The organism is Microbacterium sp. SLBN-146 (assembly GCF_006715145.1).
In the GTDB taxonomy this organism is placed as follows: domain Bacteria; phylum Actinomycetota; class Actinomycetes; order Actinomycetales; family Microbacteriaceae; genus Microbacterium.
The window spans coordinates 1,407,840-1,429,467 of record NZ_VFMR01000001.1 but is presented as its reverse complement, the minus strand read 5'-3'; the positions used below and the strand labels follow the sequence as shown (position 1 = coordinate 1,429,467).

The window sequence follows — 21,628 nt, the reverse complement described above, 5'->3', positions numbered from 1 at the left end:
CTTGTCCCACAGGGCGAGGTGGATGCCGCGGAGGCCACCATTCGCGCCAAGTGAACCGAGCACGGTCTCCTCAGGCCTCGGTGTCTCCCGTCGTGCGCGGCGCGTCCGCGGGTGCTCCGTCTTCTCGGCGGCGCCGGCGGAGGAGGAGCCACACCGACGAGGCGACGAGAAGGGAGATGACGGCGGCTTCGGGCATCCAGCTCCCCACCGTCTCCGGAGCGAGGTCGGCGACGATCTTCACCTGGGCGGGTCCTTCCCTCGGTCACGGCACTGCAGACGTGGAGACCGCCGTAGGGGGGGTGCGGTCTCCACGTCTGCAGAGGCTTCTCCGTCGCTCGTGATCGACACCGTCAGGACGCCGCCTGAGGTGCAGGCGAGTGCACCGTCGGAGGCGTGACCCCTGCGGCGTGCGATCGATCGAGCTCCTTCGGAAACACTAGGGATCGCCGGCTACGCGGGAAGGTCGTCCCGACCCCGGAAAAGGGTGGTTTCGTCATCCGTCACGATCGTCGCGATCGTCGACCGCCCGGCGGGGAGGAGCCGTCCGAGCACGCGCTGACGCGCGCCGTCGACGAGCGGTGCCATCCACCGGGCGACCTCGTCGACGAGCACGTCGGATGCCGATCCGTCGCCGTCGTCGAGGAGGACGACGTCCACCCCGCGCGCGCGGGCCGCGCGGACGGCGGCGTCGAGGGGGTCTCGGACGAGGACCCCCGCGCGGTACTCGTCGCGCAGCTGCCCCTCCAGACTCGCGCAGGCACTGCGGTCGTGTTCGTCCAGCGGGTCGTCGTCGGCGAGGCGGTTCAGGACGGGGACGACCCTCGCGCGCAGCATCGTCGCGCCGTGGGCGAGCTCCGCCCGAGCCGCAGCATCCCATGCCTGCATCCCCGCGTCAGCGATGGTCTGCGTATCGAGAAGGCGCCTGCGGCGCAGGAGCCGGGCGATGACGATCGACACGGCGACCGAGACGGCGACGATCAGGAGAGGCCGTGTGATCGCATAGCCGAGGGTGACGAGGTCGTCGTCTCGTACCCCCACGATCGCCAGGAGCAGGACAGCTGTGGCGGACTGCGCGATCACAGCGATGAGCGGTCGCCCCGAGAGTGCGAGGAAGGCGAGCACGAACGCCGACGCGGCGACGAACCACCACGCGCCGAAGCCGTAGGGGCTGACGGCCGCGCCGGCGACAGCGACGGCGACGGCGCCGAGAGCGATCAGACCGGCGACCCGCGCCGACGGCACCGGCCGTGCGGCGCCGCGGAGCACCGCCCCGAGCACGAGAAGAGCGAGGAGCAAGATCGGCGGAGTCCACCAGACGGGTCCGGCGAGCGCGGCCGCCGTCGCGGCAGCTCCCTGGGTCACGACGAAGACGGCGACCGTCGCGATGACGACACCGCGGAGGGGTCGCGTCCGGGTCGGAGAGCCTGCGGGCGTCCCACGCCACGGAGCCCACCCGACCGAGACGACGGTCCCTTGACCGGGGGCGCTCCGGACCGACGCGACCCCGCCCGGCACGTCCCGGACACGGCGCAGCACGCTCGTCGCGATCCCGAGCCGGTCCCGAGGGACGGCATCTGGGTCGAACCCGCACCCGTCGTCGACGACCTCGATCGTGATGCCGTCCGCCGTCGCGCGCAGCGAAACGCGCCGGGTCGCCCCCGCACCCGCATGCCGGACGCTGTTGTCGAGCGCTTGGCGGACCGCCGCGAGCAACGCCTCCTCGGCGGCGGGGGTCGGTTCGACGGTCGACGCGAGTGCGACGTCGAGTTCGGCATCCGCTGCCGTCGTGAGCGCCTCGAGCCGCGCGCGCAACTCGCCCACGGGCGACGCGCCCTCCCGATCGAGCTGCTCGACGAGTGTCCGCGCCTTCGCCGCCTGATGAGACACCGCGCCGCGCGGGATCATGGATGCCGCCGCCCCCGTCGTCGCAGCGATCGTCAGAGTCGCGAGCACTTCGTCGTGCACGAGCGCCGCGGCGCGGCTGCGCGCGGCCAGTCGCCCTCGCTCGGCTGCTGCACGTGCGCTCGCCTCGGCCTCCGTCGCCCGCGCACGGTCGGTCGATCTGCTCACGTCGAGAAGGCGCGCGACGAGCAAGCATCCGACCGCAGCGGTCATGACGCTCTGCAGGTCGTTGACGATACCGTCAAGGTCGAGTCCGCCGAACAGCAGGCGGTACGAGAAGCCCATGACCGCGCCGTAGACGAGGGTGAAGCTCGCGAACGGCACCCCGCCGGCCAGAAGCGCGAGGCCCGACCCCAGTCCGACCGTCGAGAGCATCCACGGCACGCGTTCGAGCGAGACGGTGAAGGGGATGGCCGCGGTGAAGCCCATCACCGCGAGAAGGTATCCGGCCGCCCCGATGCCGGCGCCGACGCGGAGCATCCGGATGTTCAGCCACGGTGCGAGCACGCCGACGGCGACGACCAGGACGACGACCGTGCCGACGAGGGCGATGTACCAGTCGGGGAGCGTCGCACCGCCGCCGGTCATGGGGGGTGCGGCGAGAGCGATGACGACCACGATGCAGGCCGCCGTGACGGCGAGGACGCGCCGACTGACGAGCTCCGTCCCCCCGACGTCAGCCACGCGTCGGTCCCGGCAGGAAGCCGTCCTCCACGCCCCGCCGATACAGGTCGATCTTCGTCGCCGCCGGCCGACCGATCTGCTGATAGATACTCCGGATGCGGCGAAGGTGATCGTCGACCGTGTTCTCGCTGACGTACAGCCGGCTCGCGACCTGCTTCGCCCCCAAGCCGGAGGCGTAGAGGGAGAGCACCTGTCGCTCCCGGTCGGTCAGGGGAGCGGCATCCATGAGCGGGTCGGTGTCGAGCGCTGAGGCCCACTCGGGGCTGACCGCCAGCCGTCCTCGTGCCGCGTCGAGCAGCGAGGCGCGCAGCACCTCGCTCCGCGCGGACTTGCGCAAGAGCCCCTCCGCGGCGGTGCGCGCGGCCTCGCGGACGAGGTAGGGATCTTCCGCCGAGGTCAGCACGACGACCGCGGCACCCCACTCGCGCAAAGCCTCGACGTTCTCGGCGGGGCTGCTCCCGTCGCGGAGGCTGAGGTCCAGCAGCACGATGTCCGCATCGCGCGGGCGGGATACGAGGGCAGAGACGGTGGGCGCGTGTCGCGCGAACGCCAGGCCGTCCGTGTCGGCGAGGATCCCCTGGATGGCGAGGGCGATGAGCTCGTGGTCGTCGACGATCGCGATCATCGTGGCATCCGACACCGCGCCGTTCCTCTCTCCCCCGCCCCCAGTATGGCCGAGCACGCGTTCACCCGCGCACTCACCTACCCGTGGCCCGCGCCGCTCGCACCTCTCCACCAGTTCACTTGTCGCAAAGGGCGAGGTCCACGCCGCGGGGGCCACCATTTGCGACAAATGAGCGGAGGCGGAGAGCGGAGGCGGAGAGCGGAGGCGGAGAGCGGAGGCGGAGAGCGGAGGCGGAGAGCGGAGGCGGAGAGCGGAGGCGGAGAGCGGAGGCGGAGAGCGGAGGCGGAGAGCCGGGGCGGAGCGCCACCCGTCAGCGGAAGCGGCGGCGGTAGACCAGGTTCGCGACGAGGTAGGCCGCGACGAGGATGCCGACGCACCACGCCAGCGCGACCCAGATGGCGCCGCCCACGGGATCCCCCGCGAAGAGCGCGCGGATCGTGTCGACGATCGGGGTCACCGGCTGGTTCTCGGCGAACCACGCGACGGGCGCGGGCATCGTGTCGGTCGGCACGAAGGCCGAGCTGAGGAACGGCAGGAAGATGAGCGGATACGAGAACGCGCTGGCGCCGTCGACGGTCGAGGCCGAGAGCCCTGCGATGACGGCGACCCACGTCAGCGCGAGCGTGAAGAGGACGAGGATGCCGAACACCGCGAGCCACGCGAGCACACCCGCACCGGTGCGGAACCCGAGGAGGAGCGCGACGCCGACGACGATGGCGAGCGAGACGAGATTCGCCACGAGCGACGTCAGGACGTGCGCCCACAGGATGCTCGATCGCACGATCGGCATCGACTGGAACCGCTCGAACACCCCGCCCTGCAGGTCGAGGAACAACCGATACGACGTGTAGGCGATCCCCGAAGCGATCGTGATGAGCAGGATGCCGGGGAGCAGATAGTCCACGTAGGGCATCGCCCCGGTCTCGATCGCACCCCCGAAGACGAAGACGAACAGGAGCATGATGGCGATCGGCATGACGGCGGTCGTGACGATCGTGTCGGGGCTGCGGAGGATGTGACGCAGCGACCTGCCGGTGAGGACGGTCGTGTCGCCGACGACGTGCGCGGTCATCACGCGACCTCCTTCTTGTCGGTGCCGATGAGGGCGAGGAAGATCTCCTCGAGCGTCGGCTGCTTCTCGACGTACTCGACCTTCGCCGGCGGGAGGAGGGCCTTCAGCTCGGCGAGGGTGCCGTTCACGATGATCCGCCCTTCGTGGAGGATGGCGATCCGATCGGCGAGCTGCTCGGCCTCGTCGAGGTACTGGGTCGTCAGGAGGACGGTCGTACCGCCCGCTGCGAGCTCCCTGATGGCGTTCCAGACGTCGATGCGACCCTCGGGATCGAGTCCCGTCGTCGGCTCGTCGAGGAAGATCACCGGCGGGTCCCCGATGAGGCTCATCGCGATGTCGAGCCGACGGCGCATGCCTCCCGAATACGTCCCGGCACGACGGTTCGCGGCATCCGTCAGCGCGAAGCGCCGCAGCAGACCGTCCGCGATGCGGCCAGGGTCGTCGAGGTGGCGGAGCCGCGCCACCAGCACGAGGTTCTCGCGCCCGGTGAGGATCTCGTCGACGGCCGCGAACTGGCCCGTGAGGCTGATCGACCGCCGCACCTCGGCGGCCTGCGCACCGACGTCGAAGCCGTGAACGGCGACCGTCCCGGCATCGGCTTTCGCGAGCGTCGAGAGGATGCGCACGAGAGTCGTCTTTCCCGCGCCGTTCGAGCCGAGGAGCGCGAAGATCGTGCCCCGCGCGACGTCGAGGTCGACGCCGCGGAGGACGTGGAGCGCGCCGAACGACTTCTCGACGCCCTGGACATGGATGGCCGCCTCGGTCACGACTGCTCCTTCTCGGCCTGCCCGATCGCGTCGCGGAGCCGGTTCTGCTCTTTGGCGATCCATGCGCCGATGCCGTAGTTGCTCTTGAACGTCTCGACGAACTCGACGGCGTCGTCACCGACGATGTCGTGCACGGGAGTGCCGTCGGCGGCTGCGCGCTCGAACAGATCGGCGAGGTCGTCGAGCATCGTCATCATGCTCTCGGTGTCGGAGCCGCCCGCGTACAGGAGATAGCGTTCGATCGCATCGACGCTCTCTCGGTAGGGGCTCGGGAACCCGGCCACGCGCGCCTTGTAGGCCCGCCACTGCTTCTTCTGCTCGAGCGATCCGGTGAGGACCTCGATCCACTTCGGCGCCATGTCAGTTCTTCCCTTCGCGGAGCTGCTCCAGTCGCTCTGAGAGGAAGCTCCACGTCCTCCAGAACTCGTTCAAGTACTCGCACCCCTGCTCGTTGAGCGAGTACACCTTGCGCGGAGGGCCCTTCTCGGAGGGGACCTTCTCGACGTCGACGAGTCCGCGCTGCTCGATCCGCACGAGGAGCGCGTAGACCGTGCCCTCGGCGATGTCGGCGAACCCCTCGTCTCGGAGCCACGACGTGATCTCGTATCCGTATGCCGCACGCTGGGCGAGGACCGCGAGGACGATCCCCTCGAGCACGCCCTTCAGCATCTCCGTGGCCTGCTTGCCCATGGCATCCCTACTACTCAGTGTTGCTAACTACCGGTACATAGTGACACTGAATAGCGGATGCCGCAACCCCCAGCTCGCTCGTCTCAAAGGGCGAGGCGCTCCGCGGGGTCAGGCGTGCGGGGAGAGATCGGGACGGATGCGGGTGCCGAAGCGCTCCTCGAGCGCCGTGAGCGCTGCGTACCACCCGGCGAGGCCGTGCACGCCCGGACCGGGGGCGGTCGAGGCCGAGCTCAGGTACAGTCCGGCCACGGGTGTGCGCCACGGGCGCGGGCTCAGGATGGGCCGACGGGCGAGCTGCCACAGGTCAGGGGCGCCGGCGGCGATGTCGCCGAGCGGATAGTTGGGGTTGTGCTGATCGAGGTCCATCGCCGTACGCGACGAGACGGCGAGGATCGTGTCGCGGAACCCCGGCGCGAAGCGCTCGATCTGCGCGATGACGGCGTCGGCCCGATCGACGTCGGACCCGGCCGGAACGTGCGTGTACGTCCAGAGCGTGTGCGCACCCTCCGGCGCACGACCCGGGTCCCACGTCGTCGGCTGCGACGCCAGCACGTAGGGCGAGTCGGGCATCCGACCCCTCGCGACCTCGCGCTCCCCCGCCGCGAGCTCGGCGCGTGAGCCGCCCACGTGAACGGCCGCCGCCTCGCCGACGCGCGGATCGCTCCACGGCACGGGCGCGCTGAGCGCGAAGTCGACCTTCGCCGCCGCGTTGCCGTACCGGAAGCGCGTGAGTGCGCGGCGGTACCGATCCGGGAGACCCTTCCCCGCCATCCGCACGAGGGCGTGCGGCGTGACGTCGAGGAGCGTCGCGCGGGCGCGCGGCAGCTCGTCGAGGTCCCGGATGCGCGTCCCCGTCACGATCTCACCGCCGTGCGCGCGGAGATCATCCGCGAGCGCATCGGCGATCGACTGGCTGCCACCGAGGGGGATGGGCCAGCCGCGACCGTGCGCGTAGGCGGTGAGCGCGAGTCCCGCGCCGGCGGCCGGGATGCTCGGGAGCGGCAGGATCGCGTGCGCGGAGACGCCTGTCAGCATGGCGGGCGCGACGTCCTCGGTGAATCGCGTGTTCCACAGGAACGACCCCTGCTCGGCCGACCTGAGCGCGAAGAGCGCCGCCGTGACGGGATCGTCGGGGATCCGCACGAGGGGCGACCCCGTGAAGGCTGCGACGCGTCCTGCGCGCTGGACGAGCGGGCGCATGAGCGCCTCGTACGAACGGCCGTCGCGTCCGAGTGCCTCTGCCGTGCGTGCGAGGTCACGGTAGGCGATCCCGGCCCGTCCACCGTCGAGCGGATGCGCGTAGGAGACCTCGGGCAGCACGAACGGGATCCGCTCGCGCAGTCCGAACTCCCGGAAGAAGCGCGACTCGAAGGCGAGCGGATGAACCGCGGAGCAGACGTCGTGACGGAACCCGGGAAGCGTCAGCTCCCGCGTCGCGGTTCCACCACCGATCTCGTCCGATGCCTCGAAGACGATGACGCGCAGACCGGCGCGTGCGAGCGTGACGGCCGCCGCGAGCCCATTCGGTCCGGCGCCGACCACGACGGCGTCGAGGTCGGATCGGGCGCTCGCCTGCGGCATCCGTCAGTCCCTCTCTCGATCGGCGGTCGTGGGCTCGACAGCACGGGCGGCCATGCCTTCGGCGAGGTAGGCGAGGCGATGGAGTGTCTCGGCGTTCCGCCACCGCATGAGCGGATCGAAGATCACGCGGGGAACCCAGTGGCCCGGGCCCCGCACGGCTTCTTCCTGGATGCGCACGACGCAGCCGTCCCCGCGCGGCTTGACGTCGATGACGATCCCCGCCTCGCCGATCGGCCACCCTTTCGCGCGCATCGCGAAGCGGTGCGACGGCGACCAGTCCACGACCTCGGTGACGTCGTCGATCACGAGCGGCCAGACCCCGAACGAGTGGTGGAGCCTGCTGCCGACCGCCGGCCATGCGTCGTCGACGTCGCGCATGCGGGAGGCTCCGACGACCCACGAGGGGTAGAGCCAGGCGTCGCGGAAGACCCGGAAGACGTCGTCCGGTGAGCAGTGGAGGAATCGCGTGTTCCTGGCCATGGGACTCCCCTCATCGCGACGAGCCTCCAGCTTGTCACGGCGGGTTCGATGATCGCGAGGCGGTTGACGGGCCCCGACGTCGCCGCTAGACCGCCGGGTGTAGCGCGGGCACACGCATGGCGCAACCCTCCTGTGTAGGCGGGAACGCTGACGCACAATCTGGTGTGCACCGGCACGAGGAGGAGCCCAAATGACGCTAGCCGTCCCGCTCGATCGACGCTCGACCATCGCGGATTCCCGCGGCCCGCTCAGCCGCGCGGTTCTGGACGCTCTCGTCGACGGCCCCGAAGATTCGCTCGTCCGCCTCGCCGCGCGCGCCGTCGCGGAGAGCACCGACGTCTCGCGCGACGAGGACGTGCAGCTCGCTCTCTTCCTGCTGTACTCCCTGCACTACGGATCGCTTCAGGACGCCGGTGTCGGAGCCGCCGACCGCGAGTGGGATCCGCATCTGCTCGCGGCGCGTGCCGTCCTGGAGCGCGCGTTCGAGGAGCAGATCCGCCGGGACGTCGATCTGCCGGAGCTCCCAGAAGCGTCCGCACCCGCCGTCGCCGAACTCCTCTTCGCACTGACGGCACCCGAGCCCGGGCCGAGCCTGTCGCGGTTCGTCGCGAAGTCGGCGACCCTCGAGCAGGTGCGGGAATTCCTCATCCATCGCACGATCTACACGCTGCGTGAAGCCGACCCGCACTCGTGGGCGATCCCGCGACTGACGGGCCGGGCCAAGGCCGCACTCGTCGAGATCCAGTCCGACGAGTACGGCGGGGGTGACCCCGCGCGCGTCCACGCCACGATGTTCGCGCGGACGGTCCGCGGCGTCGGCCTCGACGACGCGTACGGCGTCTACCTGAACGCCGTACCGGCTGTCACGCTCGCGTCCCACAACCTCATGTCCTTCTTCGGCCTGCACGCGCGACTACGGGGCGCCATCGTCGGTCACCTCGCGGCGTTCGAGATGACCTCGTCGATCCCCAACCGCATGTACGGCGACGGGTTCCGCCGCCTCGGCTTCGGCGATGAGGTCACCGCGTACTTCGACGAGCACGTCGAAGCCGACGCCGTCCACGAGCAGATCGCAGGCCACGATCTGGCGGGTGCTCTCGCCGAGGACGAGCCCGCGCTGCTCGCCGACATCGTGTTCGGCGCCGCCGCATGCCTCGCCTACGACGCGCGCGTGGGCGAGCACATCCTGGCGGCCTGGCAGGATGGCCGCAGCTCGCTGCGGGCGCGCGAGGCCATGTGATGGAGCCCCGCCCCACGACCATCACGGCGTACCCCGACGGACCCCTCATCGTCCGCGGGGAGGCGGTCCTCATCGACGAGCACGGGGAGCCGATCCGCCAGCCGCGCCGAACTGTCGCGCTGTGCCGGTGCGGCGTCTCTGCGATCAAGCCGTGGTGCGACGGTACGCACAAACTGACGGGCTTCCGGACGTCGCCGGGCGCCGCGGACGTGGGCGGGCGATGATGCTCACGAGACTGTGGCTCGTGAGGCACGGAGAGAGCATCGCGAACGTCGCCGCGACGAGGGCGGAGCGCGACGGTGTCGAGGTCATCCCCATCGACGTGCGCGACGCAGACGTCCCCCTGTCGTCGACGGGGAGGGAACAGGCCGCCGCCCTCGGCCACTGGCTCGCTCGGCACGGCGATGGGATCGAGGCCTTCTACGCGTCTCCGTATCTGCGTGCGCGCGAGACGCTCGCGATCGGGCTCGACGCTTCCGGACGGGACACCGACGCTTCCGTCTTCATCGATGAGCGCCTCCGCGATCGCGAGTTGGGGATCCTCGATCTGCTCACCCGCACGGGCGTGGCGCGGCGTCATCCCGAAGAGGCCGAGCGCCGCCGCCACCTCGGCAAGTACTACCATCGCCCGCCCGGCGGTGAGTCGTGGGCCGACGTCGCACTGCGACTGAGGTCCTTCCTCGCTGATGCGGAGGCGCGCCATGAGGAGTCGGCCCTGATCGTCGCGCACGACGCCGTCGTGATGCTGATCCTGTCGCTCCTCCTTCCCCTCGACGAGTCTCAGCTCCTCGAGTTCGCGGCATCGCGCACCGTGCTCAATGCCTCCGTCACGCACCTCGAGAGATCGTCCGACGGTTGGGGTCTCGTCGAATTTTCGAACGTCGCGCATCTCCAGGTCGAGGGCGCAGATGTGACGGCGCACCCGGGGAGCCCCGATGTCGAACCGGAGTGAGACGATCACGCCGTCCACGCTGCGTGCGTGGGGGCTTCCCGACCCCGGTGAGTCCAAGAAGAGCAGAGGACGGATCATCGTCGTCGGCGGGTCGAGGCGGACGCCGGGAGCCGTCGTGCTGGCGGGCGAGGCGTCGCTCCGGGTCGGCGCGGGCCGGCTGGGAGTCGTCGTCCCGAAGTCGGTGGACGCGCAGCTGGGCGCTGTCATCCCAGAGGCCGCGGTCTTCGCGCTTCCCGACGACTCCACGGAGCCACTGTCCCGCGTCGTCCGCGACGAGATCGCACGCGCGGACGCCGTCCTCGTCGGCCCGGGGTTCGACGATCCCGGCGAGACCCGCGCGACGCTGACGCGGGTTGCGGAGTGCGAGCCGCGAACCCTCGTCCTGGACGCGTACGCCCTCGGCATCCTTCCCGATGTCGACCGCACGATGCTCCCCGATCGGCTCATCCTGAACCCCAACACCGAGGAGACGGCGATCCTGCTCGGCCGTGACCTCGGCGACGACCGGATCGCCGACCTCGGCGATGTGGCCGAGCGCTACGACGCGGTCGTGAACTGCTACGGCGACATCGTGGACGCCGTCGGGAACTCATGGCGGATCGCCGCGGGCGGGCCCGGACTCGGGACATCCGGCTCTGGCGACGTCCTTGCGGGGGCGATCGCGGGCATGGCGGCGCGGGGCCTGGAGCCCGCTGCGGCGGCGGCCTGGGGAGCATGGGTCCACGCTCGCGCGGGCGACCGGCTCACGGACCGCGAGGGGCTCGGCTTCCTGGCGCGCGACATCGCCGCCGAGCTGACCCTTGCCCTGCATGAGACACTCGCTCCACAGACCTCCGCGTGAAGGGAACAGGTCACGATGTCGACTACCGCGACGAAGGAATCGGCTACCGCCACGAAGGATGAAGCCGCGCGCGCCGTCGAGCGCCTGCGGGTCGCGGAAGCCCGCCTGTCACGGAGACGCCAGACGCAGTGCGGCCCCAGCGAGACCGCCCGCGCGGCGATGCGTTTCATCTACGACAGCGCGGACGAATCCCGCCCCATCACGCCGACCGACATCGCCGAGCACGTCGGCGTTTCGACGGCGTCGATGGCCGGCATCCTCCACGGCCTCCGCCAAGGCGGTCTCGTCACGTTCACGAAGAACCCCGACGACGGCCGGAGCAAGTTCGTCGTGCCACTCGACCGCAACGCCGACCTGGAGGACTTCGACCCCCTCACGACCCACATCCGCCGGCTTGCCGAGCGACTGTCGGCCGAGGATGCCGCGGTGCTGTCGCACTTCCTCGATCAGGTCACTTCCGCAGTCGAGCGTGAGTGCCGTTAGCCCCGACGCCGGCCATCGAGGCAGTCGGTTCGGGAGCCGCCTTCAGCCCGCCTGAACTGTTGGCCTCGTGCATGAGCTGCTCGACCCACATGCGGTTGATCTCCGCGGGGCGTCCGCCGTAGAAGTGGAAGACGAGCGAGACGGCCGGGTGGATCCACAGGCTCGTCGTGCCGGCGGCGTCGGAGTGGTGGAACATGAACGGCTCGGCTCGGCGCAGCTTGTTCATGAAGACGATACGCAGATGGGAGAGCAGGCGATCGTCGATGTCGAACGTGCGCTGGTGCCCGCCGTAGTGCAGTTTTCCCACGTGGGCCAAACTAGTTCTCCGCGCCGCTACGGCTAATTCCGGCTAACCAGCCTAGCTATCTCCCGCCGATCGTCCTCCCCCGTCGGATACGCTCGATCCGTGACAGCTGCGCCCCGCATCGACCGCAACTGGTCGGGAAACCTGCGATACGGATTCTCCCGGTTTGTCGAGCCGACGAGCATCGACGAGCTGCGCGGCATCCTGTCGCACGCGGATGCCGCGAAGGCGGTCGGCTCCCGCCATAGCTTCAACGCGATCGCCGACACGACGGGGACACATGTCTCGATGGCGGGCCTCTCTGCCCGGATCGAGATCGACGCAGCCGCGAAGCGCGTCCGTGTCTCGGGCGGGATGCGGTACGGAGAACTCGCGCGCGGACTCGACGCCGAGGGCTGGGCGCTGTCGAACCTCGCGTCGCTGCCGCACATCTCGATCGCCGGTGCGGTTGCGACGGGAACGCACGGGTCGGGGGATGCCGTGGGCTCGCTCGCCTCCGCCGTCAGGGGAGTCGAGTTCGTCACGGCATCAGGAGACGTCGTCGAGCTGCGCGAGGGCGACTCCCGCTTCGACGGCGCGGTCGTGTCCCTCGGCGCGCTCGGGGTCGTCACGCGACTCGAGCTGGCGATCGAGCCGAGCTTCGACGTCGCCCAGACGGTGTATCGCGGCATCCCCCTCGACGCCGTGCTCGATGACCTCGGGGCGGTGACGTCGTCGGGATACAGCACGTCGATGTTCACGACGTGGCGCGATCCCGACACGATCGACCAGCTCTGGGTGAAGCGCCGCCTCGATGCGCCGGCGCAGCTTCCCGGCTTCCTCACGACCGAGCAGGAGGCCCGCGAGCCCGTGCATCCTCTCGAAGGGATCTCGGCGGAGTCCTGCACGGAGCAGCTGTCCCAGCCGGGACCGTGGCTCGCGCGCCTTCCTCACTTCAAGCTCGAGTTCACACCGTCCAACGGCGAGGAGCTGCAGAGCGAGTACCTCGTCCCCCGCCGTCACGCCATCGACGCGATCCAGGCCATCCGGAGCCTCACCGGGCTTGTCTCGCCCCTCCTCCAGGTGTGCGAGATCCGCACGGTCGCGGCCGATGGGCTGTGGTTGTCGCCCGCGTACGACACCGACGTCATCGGCATCCATTTCACGTGGAAGCCGGATCAGGATGCCGTCAGCCGGGCGCTCCCCCGCATCGAGGACGCCCTCGCGGGTTTCGATGCTCGGCCGCACTGGGGCAAGCTGTTCGACCTCGACGGCACCGTCGATCGCGTCGCACACCTCTACCCGCGATGGGGAGACTTCCTCGCTCTCCGCGAAGAGCTCGATCCGCGCGGCGTCTTCGTCAACGAGTTCCTCGCTCGGTTCCTCTGACGGATCGCCCGCTCGACGTGGGCGCCCGTCCTACTCGAGTGAGATCGCCGTCCACGAAACAGGCGGCAGCGTGATGACGACGGCATCGCCGTCGCGTCGAGCAGACGTGTTGTGGCGGGGTGCGACCCGCTCGGGATCCTCCAGAGTGTTCGCGGCGTGGATGTCGTCGTCACTCAGCGTCACCGCCGATGTCACCGTGAGACCGCCGAGCGTCGTGCTGTCGATCGTGAGCGTCGCCTCTTCCGTGAGGCTGCGGTTGACGGCGAAGACGGCGGTGCGCCGACCGTCCTCGTCGTGCGTCGCGACCGCGTCCACGAGGGGCACGTCGCCGTACTCGGCGGTGGGATAGGTCGCCACGTCGAGCTTGAGCTCGAGGGCGGCACCGCGGGCGAGCTCGGACGTGATCGCGAAGGGGAAGAACGTCGTCTGGCGCCAGGCCTGTCCGCCGGGCTCGGTCATGATGGGGGCGATGACGTTGACGAGCTGCGCGAGGCTCGCGGACGTCACGCGATCGGCATGGCGCAGCAGCGAGATCAGCAGATTGCCGAAGACGACCGCGTCGATGACCGAGTACGCGTCCTCCAGCAGGCGCGGAGCGACCGGCCACTCGCGGGGATCCGTGATCTTCTCGACGTCGTTGTAGCGCGACTGGTACCAGATGTTCCACTCATCGAACGAGATGTCGATGGTCTTGTCGCTGTGCCGCACGGCCTTGACGTGGTCTGCGGTGGCGACGACATCGTCGATGAAACGGTCCATGTCGACAGCCGAGGCGAGGAAGCTCTCGTAGTCGCCGTCCTTCGGCTCGTAGTAGGCGTGGCAGGAGATGTAGTCGACGTCGTCGTAGGTCTGCTCCAGGACGATCCGCTCCCACTCACCGAAGGTCGGCATCTGAGCCCCCGAGCTGCCACATGCCACGAACTCCAGATCGGGGTCGACCTGCCGCATCGCCCGCGCGGTCTTCGACGCGAGCTGTCCGTATTCGAGCGCCGTGCCGTGACCGAGCTGCCACGGTCCGTCCATCTCGTTGCCCAGGCACCACATCCGGATGTCGTGCGGCTCGGCAGACCCGTGGGCGATGCGCGCGTCGGACAGGCGGGTTCCCGACGGGATGTTGGCGTACTCGAGGACGTCCAGCGCTTCCTGGATTCCGCGGGTGCCGAGATTGACGGCGTACATCACCTCGCTGCCGACGATCCGCGCCCAGTCGACGAACTCGTTCAATCCGATCTCGTTCGTCTCCGTCGAATGCCACGCGAGGTCGAGCCGGCGCGGTCGCTCACCACGCGGTCCGACCCCGTCCTCCCACCGGTACCCCGAGACGAAGTTGCCGCCGGGGTACCGGATCGTCGAGACACCGAGCTCGCGAACGAGGTCGATCACGTCGCCGCGGAATCCCGCGCCGTCGGCCGAGGGATGGCCCGGCTCGTAGATGCCGTCGTAGACGCACCGGCCGAGGTGCTCGACGAAAGCCCCGAAAAGGCGCCGGTTGACGGGCCCGACGGTGAAGTGCGGGTCGATGGTCAGGTGTGCTGTGATCACGCGTGTCTTTCGGTGGAGTGTGGGGCGAGCGGACGAACGGAACGCGTCAATACGCGACGGGTGGCGGGCCGAGGCGAGCGAGCAGCGCCGCGAGTGCGGCGTAGGCCTCGTCACGATAGGCCGTCAGGTCTCCCGTGCGCTCCGTGGGAGTCGCGAGGTACCCGCGACCGGTCTTGACGCCCTTCTCTCCGCGCTCGACGTGTTCGACGAGCGACGCCGGAGCGGTGTAGCGATCCGGGTACGCGTCGTGGAGCGAGCCGTAGCAGAACCGGTAGACGTCCAATCCTGCGATGTCCGCGATGGCGAACGGGCCGAAGAACGGCAGGCGGAAACCGAATGTCGTGCGCGTGATGAGGTCGACCTGCTCGGCGGTCGCGACTCCTTCTTCGACGAGACGGGATGCTTCCCCGAACAGGGCGTACTGCAGCCTGTTGAGCACGAAGCCCGTCACATCCTTGATCGGCACGCCCGTCTTGCCGCACTCACCGAGGAGCGTCACGACGGCCTCGACGACATCCTTGCGCGTGGTCTCGTGAGGAATGACCTCTACGCCGGGGATGAAGGGTGCCGGATTGCTGAAGTGCACTCCGAGGAAGCGCTCGGGGAGGTGGACCGCCTCTGCCAACACGCCGATCGCGATCGTCGAGGTGTTGCTGCCGATGATCGCGTCCGGCGCGCAGGCCGCGCTGATGCGGCTCAGGGTCTCGCTCTTGAGCTCGAGGATCTCCGGGACGGCCTCCTCCACGACGCCCGCCGAGGCGACGGCATCCTCGATCGACTCGGCGGCGCGCACGCGCTCCGCGATGCGAGACGCGGCGTCGGCCGGGAACAGCCCGCGAGAGGCGTAGTCGTCGGCCTCGGCGATGATCCGTCGGCGACTGGCCGCGGCGGTATCCGCGTCGACGTCGGCGAGCGCGACGTTCCTCCCGGAGAGCGCCAGCACCTGCGCGATGCCGCCGCCCATGTATCCCGAGCCGACGACGGCCGTGTGAGATGTCACGATGCTTCTCCTTCGTAGTCGTCGATGAGGCGCACTTTGGCCGCGGACGCCGACTCCGGATCGAACCGGTGGCTCAGCCACTCCGAGACGAGCTTCTTCGCGAGCTCCAATCCGATGACCCGCGCACCGAAGGTGAGCACTTGCGCGTCGTTGCTCAGCACCGACCGCTCGACGGAATAGCTGTCGTGCGCCGTCACCGCCCGGATCCCGCGCACCTTGTTCGCCGTGATCGCGACGCCGAGTCCCGTGCCGCATACGAGGAGGGCGCGATCGGACTCACCGGATGCCACGCGCTGCGCCGCGGCGATCGCGACGTTCGGGTAGGGCGTGGCCTCGCCCGCTGCGACGCCGACGTCGACGACCTCCGAGACGCGCGGGTCGGCCCGGAGGTACTGCGTGAGTGCGTCTTTGTACGCGAGTCCCGCGTCGTCCGCGCCGACCACGATCCGCCATCCCATGGTGCTTCAGCCCTTCGTTTCGCTGCGACGCGCGAGCGCGTCGACGATGATCGAGAACGACGTCGCCCCCGGATCCGGGTGTCCCATGCTGCGTTCGGCGAGCGGCCGCGCACGGCCCCGACGCGGCGTGAGGTCGGCCGTCGCTGCGGCGGCTTCCGCCGCCGCACGCGCCGCGACGGCGAGGGCGGCACCTAGAGACGAACCCGACGAACCCGACGAACCCGCCGCGGCGAGCGCCGCCTCGAAGGGGATCAGCGCGTCGATCATCGTCTTGTCGCCGGGATTCGCGCCACCGAGCTCGACGATCCGCTCCCTCGACCGCGTCACGGCTCGGGCGACGCCCGTGAGTGAGTAGTCGGCGTCGGCATCGAGCGACTCACCGAAGGATGCGAGTGCCGCGCCCCACAGCGCGCCCGACGTTCCTCCCGCCACTTCTGCCCAGTCGTCGCCGGCCGCGGTGAGGACGGCCGACAGGCTGCTGTCGTCGGGGAGCCGACCCGCAGCGGAGACCGCAGCCGTGAGACCACGGAGCATGCCGACGCCGTGGTCGCCGTCGCCCGCGATCGCGTCGAGTTCCCCGAGCTCGCCCGCGTGGACGGCGATCACCTGGCGTGCCGTCTCGAGTGCCCGGCGTGCGGTCCGCGCCGCGTCCCGTGACGCCGGCAAGACGACGACAGCCGCGTCGACCTGGGCGACGTCGCCCGTCGATGGCGCCCTGCGAGGTCTCGTCCTGTCACGACTGCCCGGACCTTCCGTGGAAGGAGCAGCCGATCCTCTCCGGAAGGCCGGCGCCGACGCAGGTGACCGCCACAGCTCCTCGAGTTCGTCGTCGAGCCAGAGGAACGTCAGCGACACCCCGGCCATGTCGAGGCTCGTGACGAGGTCTCCGACGACGGCGTCCGCGATGGGGACACCCTCGTCATGGAGCACGTCTTCGACCTCGGCGTAGAGCAGGTACAGCTCTTCATACGCGACCGCGCCGAGTCCGTTGACGAGCACGACGACGCGCGACGCGTCGCCGGGTCGTTCCTCGAGGAGCGGGCCGATGAGCGTGCGTGCGAGATCCGGTGCCGACTGCATCGGGACATCGCGCACCCCCGGTTCGCCGTGGATGCCGAGGCCGATCGACATCATGCCCGGCGGCACCTCGAACAGCGGGTGCTCGGCACCGGGCATCGTGCACCCCGCGAAGGCGACCCCGTGGGTGAACGTGCGGTCGTTCGCGAGACGCGCGATCCGCTCGACCTCGTCGAGGTCGTCACCGCGTTCGGCGGCAGCGCCGGCGAGATGGAACACGCTCACGATCCCCGCGATCCCCCGACGCTCCTGGACCGCGTCGCGGGGGGCGCTGGCGATGTCGTCGGTGATGAGGACCGTGCGCGCGTCGATCCCTTCGGCGCGCAGCCGGCGCGCGGCTTCGCCGAAGTGGATGACGTCGCCCGCGTAGTTGCCGTACGTGAAGAGCACGCCGCCCCCCGCCTCGGCGGCGTGCGCGACCCGCAGCGCCTGCGCCGTCGACGGGGAGGTGAAGATGTTCCCGCAGATGGCGCCGGCGGCCATTCCGGCGCCGACGTATCCGGCGAAGGCGGGGTAGTGCCCCGAACCCCCGCCGATCAGGACCGCGACCGTGCCCGGCGCAAGCGGAGCAGCTCTCACGACACCGCCGTCGACGGCGGCGACCTCGTCGGCGTGCGCGCGCACGAAGCCGTCGAGGGACCGCGCGACGAAGGTGTCAGGGTCTGTCAAGATCCGTGTCACGAGGAGATCTCCCGCCTCGGCCCCGCCTGCCGCACACGACTCTCCCCCAGACTCACGGGTCCTCTGGGGAGCACGCGTTGGCGCAGATAGTCGCGATTGGCAGCACTCATGCTGAGTCCGTCGCCCCCGTAGTGCTCCGTGCAGATGACGCCCTGGAAACCGTTCGCGAGCGCGATCTTGATCGCCGTGCGGTAGTCGATGACACCGGCTTCGAGGTACGTCGGCACCGCCCACGCGAGCCCCGCCGCGGCATCCTCGTACCTGGCGTAGTTCTTGACGTGCCAGAAGTTCGCGTACGGGAGGGTCGCCTCGAGAAGCTCGCGCCACCCTTCGACCGGACGGGCGAGCCGGACGAGGTTGCCGATGTCCGGGTTGAGTCCGACGGCATCGTCGCCGATCTCCTCCACGAGTCGCACGGCGGATGCCGCCGTCCCGAGGTAGGTGTCCTCGTACATCTCGAGCGAGAGAAGGAGTCCGACATCGCTCGCGTGCGCGCCCAGCTCGCGGAAACCGTGCACTGCGCGGGCCCAGGCGTCGACATCGCCGTCGGGATCCCGGTGCCCGGGTGCCGTCCAGAACCAGAGCTGAGCCGACTGCTCGGGGGTGAGCGCACGATGGAGACCGACCGAGAGAACGCCCGCGCCGAGGAAGGCCGCCGCGTCGATGCAGCGGTGGAGGTAGGCCAGGTGCTGCTCGCCGCGCTCTTCGTCGATGATGCTCTGCCGGATCGCCGACATGCTCGCGGCTCCGACGCCGGCCTGCGTGAGCGCGGACTTGAGGTCTTCGAGCTGCCGCGCAGTGAGATCGCCGTAGTGGATCCACGAGTCGGTGAGATCGACGAGGTCGAATCCCGCCCCGGCGACCTCGGTCAGGTCCGCGAGCCATCGCTCGCTGGGCGCCGAGCCCGGCCCGAGCGGATCGGCGTTTCCCTGCGGGAGCATCGCGGCGGCGATGGGCCACGTGTCAGCGGTCAGCATATGGCACTCCTTCGTCTCGCACACGAGTACGGTACAGGAAATTACAACGTTGCTCTTCAACGTTGTACTTGGGTCACTGGATCTCGCAGGTGCACTCCACCGGGCAGAGTGAAGCACGGTCGGCCGGGAGGAGAGTTCCGGCCGACCGCGCTCCTTTCCTCGACGGTCGTCAGTCGATGGGGAAGAGCGACACCATGAGCAGCCCGGAGTACGTGCCGGGCTGCGTGCCGACCGGCACCTCCAGCTCGAGGTCCGCTCCGAACGTCGCGGTGCCGAAGCGCCCTTCGGCCGTCGCCGACCCCAGATCGGCCGGCGCCTCGAGCCCCGGACCGCCGTCGAGAATCGTTTCCACCGGCGCGCCCGCCGACAGACCAGGACGCGGCGTCAGCAGCTGGGGCGTCCACCCGAGGTGATCCGCCGTCAGAGTCTGACCCGCCGAGGTGAAGGCATCGGCGTGACCGCTCACCGACCATCCACCGACGCCGGCCTGCTGCGCCGTCCGCGAATCCGTGATCGTCACCTCCGGCAGCATCGTGGTCATCCGCAGGCGATCTCCGACGTTCTCGGGGGACGAGAAGGACACGAGCTCACCGAAGTCGGCCACCGACACGGCGAGGACGCCGTTCTCACCCTCCGGGATGACGGCTTCCAGCGGAATGCCCGCGCTCGTGTCGGCCGTGAACAACCGTGGGAGGAGGTCGATGAGCGCCTTCTGCCAGACGTCCCAGCTGTGCGGACCGGGGATCACGGGAGCGAACTCGTGCTCGACTCCGCGGTTCTCCATCGACGCGATGAGACTCAGCGTGTTCTGGTACGTGAAGTCCTGTACGTCGCCGGTGTAGATGCGCAGCAGTGTGGTCCCGGCGTTGATGGCCTCGACATCCGCGTTGCCCGGCACACTGCCGAACGCCGAGAATCCGGAGATGTAGGCGAACTCGCCCGGCGCGGCCCACAGCGTGCTGAGGGCGGCACCCGACCCCATCGACAGGCCCGCGAGGGCACGGTCCTCGGGATCGTCGCTGACGTTGTACGAGGCTTCCGCGGCCGGAACGATCCGCGTACGGATCTCGTTCGGGAAGTTGACCCCGTTGCCGTTGGCCATCACGACCACCATCGGAACGATGTCGCCGTTGCGGTAGTGGTTGTCGAGGATCTGCGCCGCGCGCCCCACCTCGATCCAGTCGGTCCAGGTCTGCCCACCGCCGTGCTGGAGATAGAAGACGGGGTATGCATCCTGGCGCTCCGGGTCGTACCCGGGTGGCGTCCACACGTACGCCGAACGCTCCTGACTGTTCGCCGTGCTCGTGTACGACATGATCGAGACCGCTCCGCGCTCGCCCTCAGGGACATCGCCCGTATAGCGACCGCGAAGAGTGTCTCCCGGCACGAAGAACGTGCTCCAGTTCGGCTCCGAGGTGACGCTCGTCGGGTTGCTCGCGTCCTTGCGATCGGAGCCCTCCACGACGAACTTGTAGTAGTAGGAGCCGCCCTCGAGCGGGATCGTGAGCCGCCAGCGTCCATCGGGCTGCTTGACCATGGGCGTCCTCGGCCAACTGCCGGACGGTCCGAAGTTGCCCCAGACCGTGACGTTGTTCGCATCGGCGAACTCCGCGCCGGTCTCGAAGGTCACGACACCGTTCTCGTCGACCCACGGCGTCGGCGTCGTCCCCGGCGCCGGAAGGGAGTGCGGCGTGAACGGAAGATGGCCCTCACTCGGTCCTGCGTCACCGTCCGCCTGGAACAGTCGCTGGGCGAAGTCGTGAAGGCTCTTCTGCCACGTGTCCCACGTGCCGCCGGTTTCGGGGTCGGAGCCGTCCGACTGGAACTCGACCCCCGCGGCGGCGAACTTGTCGACGAGGCTGACCGTGGAGCCATAGGCGGGGTCGGTGACGTTGCCCGCGTAGATCCGGATGAGGTCCGTCGCGTCGTTGATCTGCGCAGCCTTGGTCGCACTGACGCTGCTGACCAGTCGTCCCGAGAACGACCCGACCTGCGAGAACTCACCCGTGTCGGTCAGGAGCAGGGTCAGCGCTTGCGACGCGCCGCGCCCGATGCCGGCGATCGCACGATCCGCCGGATCGTCGGAGACGTTGAATCCGTCCTCGGCGGCCGGAACGATGTTGTCCAGCACCTCCACGCGCGCGTCGGTCGAATCACCGTCGCCCATGACGACGACCATCGGCTCGATGTCGCCCTCCACGGCGAGATTGTCGAGGATCTGCTTCAGCCGCCCGAGCTCCGTCCACTCGCGATAGCTCCGCCCCTGATCCGGCAGGAGGTAGAGCACGGGATAGGGCTCCTCGCGGTCTTCGTCGTAGCTCGGCGGAGTCCATACGAGTGCCGAGCGATCCGCGTCCGCGACCGTGCTCTCGTACGTGATCTCCTGCAGCTCACCGCCCGACGGCACGTCCGCCAACCACTCGGCACCCGGACCCGGCACAAAGAGCGTGTTCCATGCCGGCTTCGACGTGACCTGCTGCGGGCTCGCCGGGTTGCGGAAGGCGACGGCATCCTGATTCCATGCCGGCCGCGCGGTGTACTGGTAGTAGTAGAGGCCGGGATCGAGGGGGCCGATCGTCGACGTCCAGTTCCCTCCGCTCGACCCCATGTTGAGCGTCGTCCAGGTCTTCCCGGGCGCGAAGTTGCCTTCCACGGCGACGACCGTCCCGGTGATGCCCGTCGCCGGCTGAATCGCGGCATTGGGAACCGTGAAGCGGTACAGGTCGGGGAACGGGTTGGGCACTTCCGCCACCCACGGGTCGTCCGCCGCGGTGGCGGGCTGCGCCGCGAGAAGCGACCCCGCTCCCACGACGACCGCTGTAACCAGTGCGGTCCACGTACGGCGATGACGGCGACGCCGTCTTGATTGGGTCTCTCTCACCTTCGATTTCCTCTCATCGTGTG

General features: G+C 69.6%; 22 protein-coding genes. 6 read left to right on the top strand and 16 right to left on the bottom strand.

Annotated elements, in window-relative coordinates; genetic code table 11:
• Positions 1-70: 70 nt before the first annotated feature.
• From FBY39_RS16385 to FBY39_RS06070, 9 genes are all read right to left on the bottom strand, one after another.
• A complete protein-coding gene (locus FBY39_RS16385) occupies positions 71-241 on the bottom strand; it encodes a hypothetical protein (RefSeq protein WP_160132977.1) in 171 nt (56 codons plus the stop codon).
• Positions 242-450: 209 nt separating this feature from the next.
• A complete protein-coding gene (locus tag FBY39_RS06105) occupies positions 451-2,586 on the bottom strand; it encodes an ATP-binding protein (protein ID WP_141931072.1) in 2,136 nt (711 codons plus the stop codon).
• Positions 2,579-3,226, bottom strand: a complete 648-nt coding sequence (locus tag FBY39_RS06100) for a response regulator transcription factor (RefSeq protein ID WP_260837463.1) — start codon at positions 3,224-3,226, stop codon at positions 2,579-2,581. Before FBY39_RS06100 ends, FBY39_RS06105 begins: the two co-directional genes overlap by 8 nt.
• A gap of 295 nt (positions 3,227-3,521) precedes the next feature.
• Positions 3,522-4,283, bottom strand: coding sequence for an ABC transporter permease (locus FBY39_RS06095; protein WP_141931070.1), 762 nt, complete (start codon positions 4,281-4,283; stop codon positions 3,522-3,524).
• Positions 4,283-5,050, bottom strand: coding sequence for an ABC transporter ATP-binding protein (locus tag FBY39_RS06090; protein ID WP_260837462.1), 768 nt, complete (start codon positions 5,048-5,050; stop codon positions 4,283-4,285). The genes FBY39_RS06095 and FBY39_RS06090 overlap by 1 nt, the downstream gene beginning before the upstream one ends.
• Positions 5,047-5,409 (bottom strand): DUF1048 domain-containing protein, encoded by a 363-nt coding sequence (locus FBY39_RS06085; protein WP_141931066.1) that lies wholly within the window; start codon positions 5,407-5,409, stop codon positions 5,047-5,049. The genes FBY39_RS06090 and FBY39_RS06085 overlap by 4 nt, the downstream gene beginning before the upstream one ends.
• 1 nt (position 5,410) lies before the next feature.
• Complete coding sequence (locus FBY39_RS06080; protein WP_141931064.1) at positions 5,411-5,740, bottom strand: PadR family transcriptional regulator; 330 nt, start codon at positions 5,738-5,740, stop codon at positions 5,411-5,413.
• A 108-nt stretch (positions 5,741-5,848) separates the two neighbouring features.
• Positions 5,849-7,321: an NAD(P)/FAD-dependent oxidoreductase gene (locus FBY39_RS06075; RefSeq protein WP_141931062.1), complete on the bottom strand. Its 1,473-nt coding sequence runs from the start codon at positions 7,319-7,321 to the stop codon at positions 5,849-5,851.
• A 3-nt stretch (positions 7,322-7,324) separates the two neighbouring features.
• Positions 7,325-7,801 (bottom strand): SRPBCC family protein, encoded by a 477-nt coding sequence (locus FBY39_RS06070; protein WP_141931060.1) that lies wholly within the window; start codon positions 7,799-7,801, stop codon positions 7,325-7,327.
• A 190-nt stretch (positions 7,802-7,991) separates the two neighbouring features.
• On the opposite strand from FBY39_RS06070, the gene FBY39_RS06065 reads away from it, so the two are divergent.
• The 5 genes from FBY39_RS06065 to FBY39_RS06045 are packed head-to-tail and all read left to right on the top strand — an operon-like array spanning position 7,992 to position 11,317.
• Positions 7,992-9,041, top strand: coding sequence for an iron-containing redox enzyme family protein (locus FBY39_RS06065; protein WP_141931058.1), 1,050 nt, complete (start codon positions 7,992-7,994; stop codon positions 9,039-9,041).
• Complete coding sequence (locus FBY39_RS06060; RefSeq protein WP_141931057.1) at positions 9,041-9,265, top strand: CDGSH iron-sulfur domain-containing protein; 225 nt, start codon at positions 9,041-9,043, stop codon at positions 9,263-9,265. The genes FBY39_RS06065 and FBY39_RS06060 overlap by 1 nt, the downstream gene beginning before the upstream one ends.
• Positions 9,262-9,993, top strand: coding sequence for a histidine phosphatase family protein (locus FBY39_RS06055; protein ID WP_141931055.1), 732 nt, complete (start codon positions 9,262-9,264; stop codon positions 9,991-9,993). Before FBY39_RS06060 ends, FBY39_RS06055 begins: the two co-directional genes overlap by 4 nt.
• A complete protein-coding gene (locus FBY39_RS06050) occupies positions 9,977-10,834 on the top strand; it encodes an NAD(P)H-hydrate dehydratase (protein ID WP_141931053.1) in 858 nt (285 codons plus the stop codon). The genes FBY39_RS06055 and FBY39_RS06050 overlap by 17 nt, the downstream gene beginning before the upstream one ends.
• A gap of 15 nt (positions 10,835-10,849) precedes the next feature.
• Complete coding sequence (locus FBY39_RS06045; protein WP_141931051.1) at positions 10,850-11,317, top strand: MarR family winged helix-turn-helix transcriptional regulator; 468 nt, start codon at positions 10,850-10,852, stop codon at positions 11,315-11,317.
• Here the strand turns inward: FBY39_RS06045 and FBY39_RS06040 are convergent.
• A complete protein-coding gene (locus FBY39_RS06040) occupies positions 11,286-11,624 on the bottom strand; it encodes an ATP-dependent DNA ligase (RefSeq protein ID WP_186336925.1) in 339 nt (112 codons plus the stop codon). The genes FBY39_RS06045 and FBY39_RS06040 overlap by 32 nt on opposite strands.
• A gap of 99 nt (positions 11,625-11,723) precedes the next feature.
• Here FBY39_RS06040 and FBY39_RS06035 point away from each other — a divergent pair, with 99 nt between their 5' ends.
• Positions 11,724-12,989, top strand: a complete 1,266-nt coding sequence (locus FBY39_RS06035; RefSeq protein WP_260837461.1) for an FAD-binding protein — start codon at positions 11,724-11,726, stop codon at positions 12,987-12,989.
• Positions 12,990-13,019: 30 nt separating this feature from the next.
• Here FBY39_RS06035 and FBY39_RS06030 read toward each other — a convergent pair whose 3' ends face one another.
• The 6 genes from FBY39_RS06030 to FBY39_RS06005 form a co-directional block, all read right to left on the bottom strand.
• Entirely contained in the window at positions 13,020-14,531 is a 1,512-nt protein-coding gene (locus tag FBY39_RS06030) for an alpha-N-arabinofuranosidase (protein ID WP_141931049.1), read from the bottom strand.
• Between the two features lie 46 nt (positions 14,532-14,577).
• Positions 14,578-15,534 (bottom strand): 3-hydroxyacyl-CoA dehydrogenase family protein, encoded by a 957-nt coding sequence (locus FBY39_RS06025; protein WP_141933941.1) that lies wholly within the window; start codon positions 15,532-15,534, stop codon positions 14,578-14,580.
• Positions 15,528-15,989 carry a ribose-5-phosphate isomerase gene (locus FBY39_RS06020; protein WP_141931047.1) on the bottom strand — a complete coding sequence of 154 codons (462 nt, stop codon included), beginning with the start codon at positions 15,987-15,989 and terminating at the stop codon, positions 15,528-15,530. Before FBY39_RS06020 ends, FBY39_RS06025 begins: the two co-directional genes overlap by 7 nt.
• Positions 15,990-15,995: 6 nt before the next feature.
• The gene (locus tag FBY39_RS06015; protein ID WP_313901685.1) at positions 15,996-17,735 is read right to left on the bottom strand and encodes a dihydroxyacetone kinase family protein; all 1,740 of its coding nucleotides are present in this window, start codon (positions 17,733-17,735) and stop codon (positions 15,996-15,998) included.
• A gap of 8 nt (positions 17,736-17,743) precedes the next feature.
• The gene (locus FBY39_RS06010) at positions 17,744-18,724 is read right to left on the bottom strand and encodes a sugar phosphate isomerase/epimerase (protein WP_141931043.1); all 981 of its coding nucleotides are present in this window, start codon (positions 18,722-18,724) and stop codon (positions 17,744-17,746) included.
• Positions 18,725-18,893: 169 nt separating this feature from the next.
• On the bottom strand, positions 18,894-21,605 hold the full coding sequence (locus FBY39_RS06005) for an alpha/beta hydrolase-fold protein (protein WP_222115664.1): 2,712 nt from the start codon (positions 21,603-21,605) through the stop codon (positions 18,894-18,896).
• Positions 21,606-21,628 lie beyond the last annotated feature (23 nt).

What these genes read in the sequence shown, in the direction of transcription:
- FBY39_RS06095 (WP_141931070.1), bottom strand. Translation starts at nt 4,283, where the DNA reads ATGACCGCGCACGTCGTCGGCGACACGACCGTCCTCACCGGCAGGTCG.
- FBY39_RS06085 (WP_141931066.1), bottom strand. Translation starts at nt 5,409, where the DNA reads ATGGCGCCGAAGTGGATCGAGGTCCTCACCGGATCGCTCGAGCAGAAG.
- FBY39_RS06080 (WP_141931064.1), bottom strand. Translation starts at nt 5,740, where the DNA reads ATGGGCAAGCAGGCCACGGAGATGCTGAAGGGCGTGCTCGAGGGGATC.
- FBY39_RS06075 (WP_141931062.1), bottom strand. Translation starts at nt 7,321, where the DNA reads ATGCCGCAGGCGAGCGCCCGATCCGACCTCGACGCCGTCGTGGTCGGC.
- FBY39_RS06070 (WP_141931060.1), bottom strand. Translation starts at nt 7,801, where the DNA reads ATGGCCAGGAACACGCGATTCCTCCACTGCTCACCGGACGACGTCTTC.
- FBY39_RS06065 (WP_141931058.1), top strand. Translation starts at nt 7,992, where the DNA reads ATGACGCTAGCCGTCCCGCTCGATCGACGCTCGACCATCGCGGATTCC.
- FBY39_RS06060 (WP_141931057.1), top strand. Translation starts at nt 9,041, where the DNA reads ATGGAGCCCCGCCCCACGACCATCACGGCGTACCCCGACGGACCCCTC.
- FBY39_RS06055 (WP_141931055.1), top strand. Translation starts at nt 9,262, where the DNA reads ATGATGCTCACGAGACTGTGGCTCGTGAGGCACGGAGAGAGCATCGCG.
- FBY39_RS06050 (WP_141931053.1), top strand. Translation starts at nt 9,977, where the DNA reads ATGTCGAACCGGAGTGAGACGATCACGCCGTCCACGCTGCGTGCGTGG.
- FBY39_RS06045 (WP_141931051.1), top strand. Translation starts at nt 10,850, where the DNA reads ATGTCGACTACCGCGACGAAGGAATCGGCTACCGCCACGAAGGATGAA.
- FBY39_RS06020 (WP_141931047.1), bottom strand. Translation starts at nt 15,989, where the DNA reads ATGGGATGGCGGATCGTGGTCGGCGCGGACGACGCGGGACTCGCGTAC.
- FBY39_RS06010 (WP_141931043.1), bottom strand. Translation starts at nt 18,724, where the DNA reads ATGCTGACCGCTGACACGTGGCCCATCGCCGCCGCGATGCTCCCGCAG.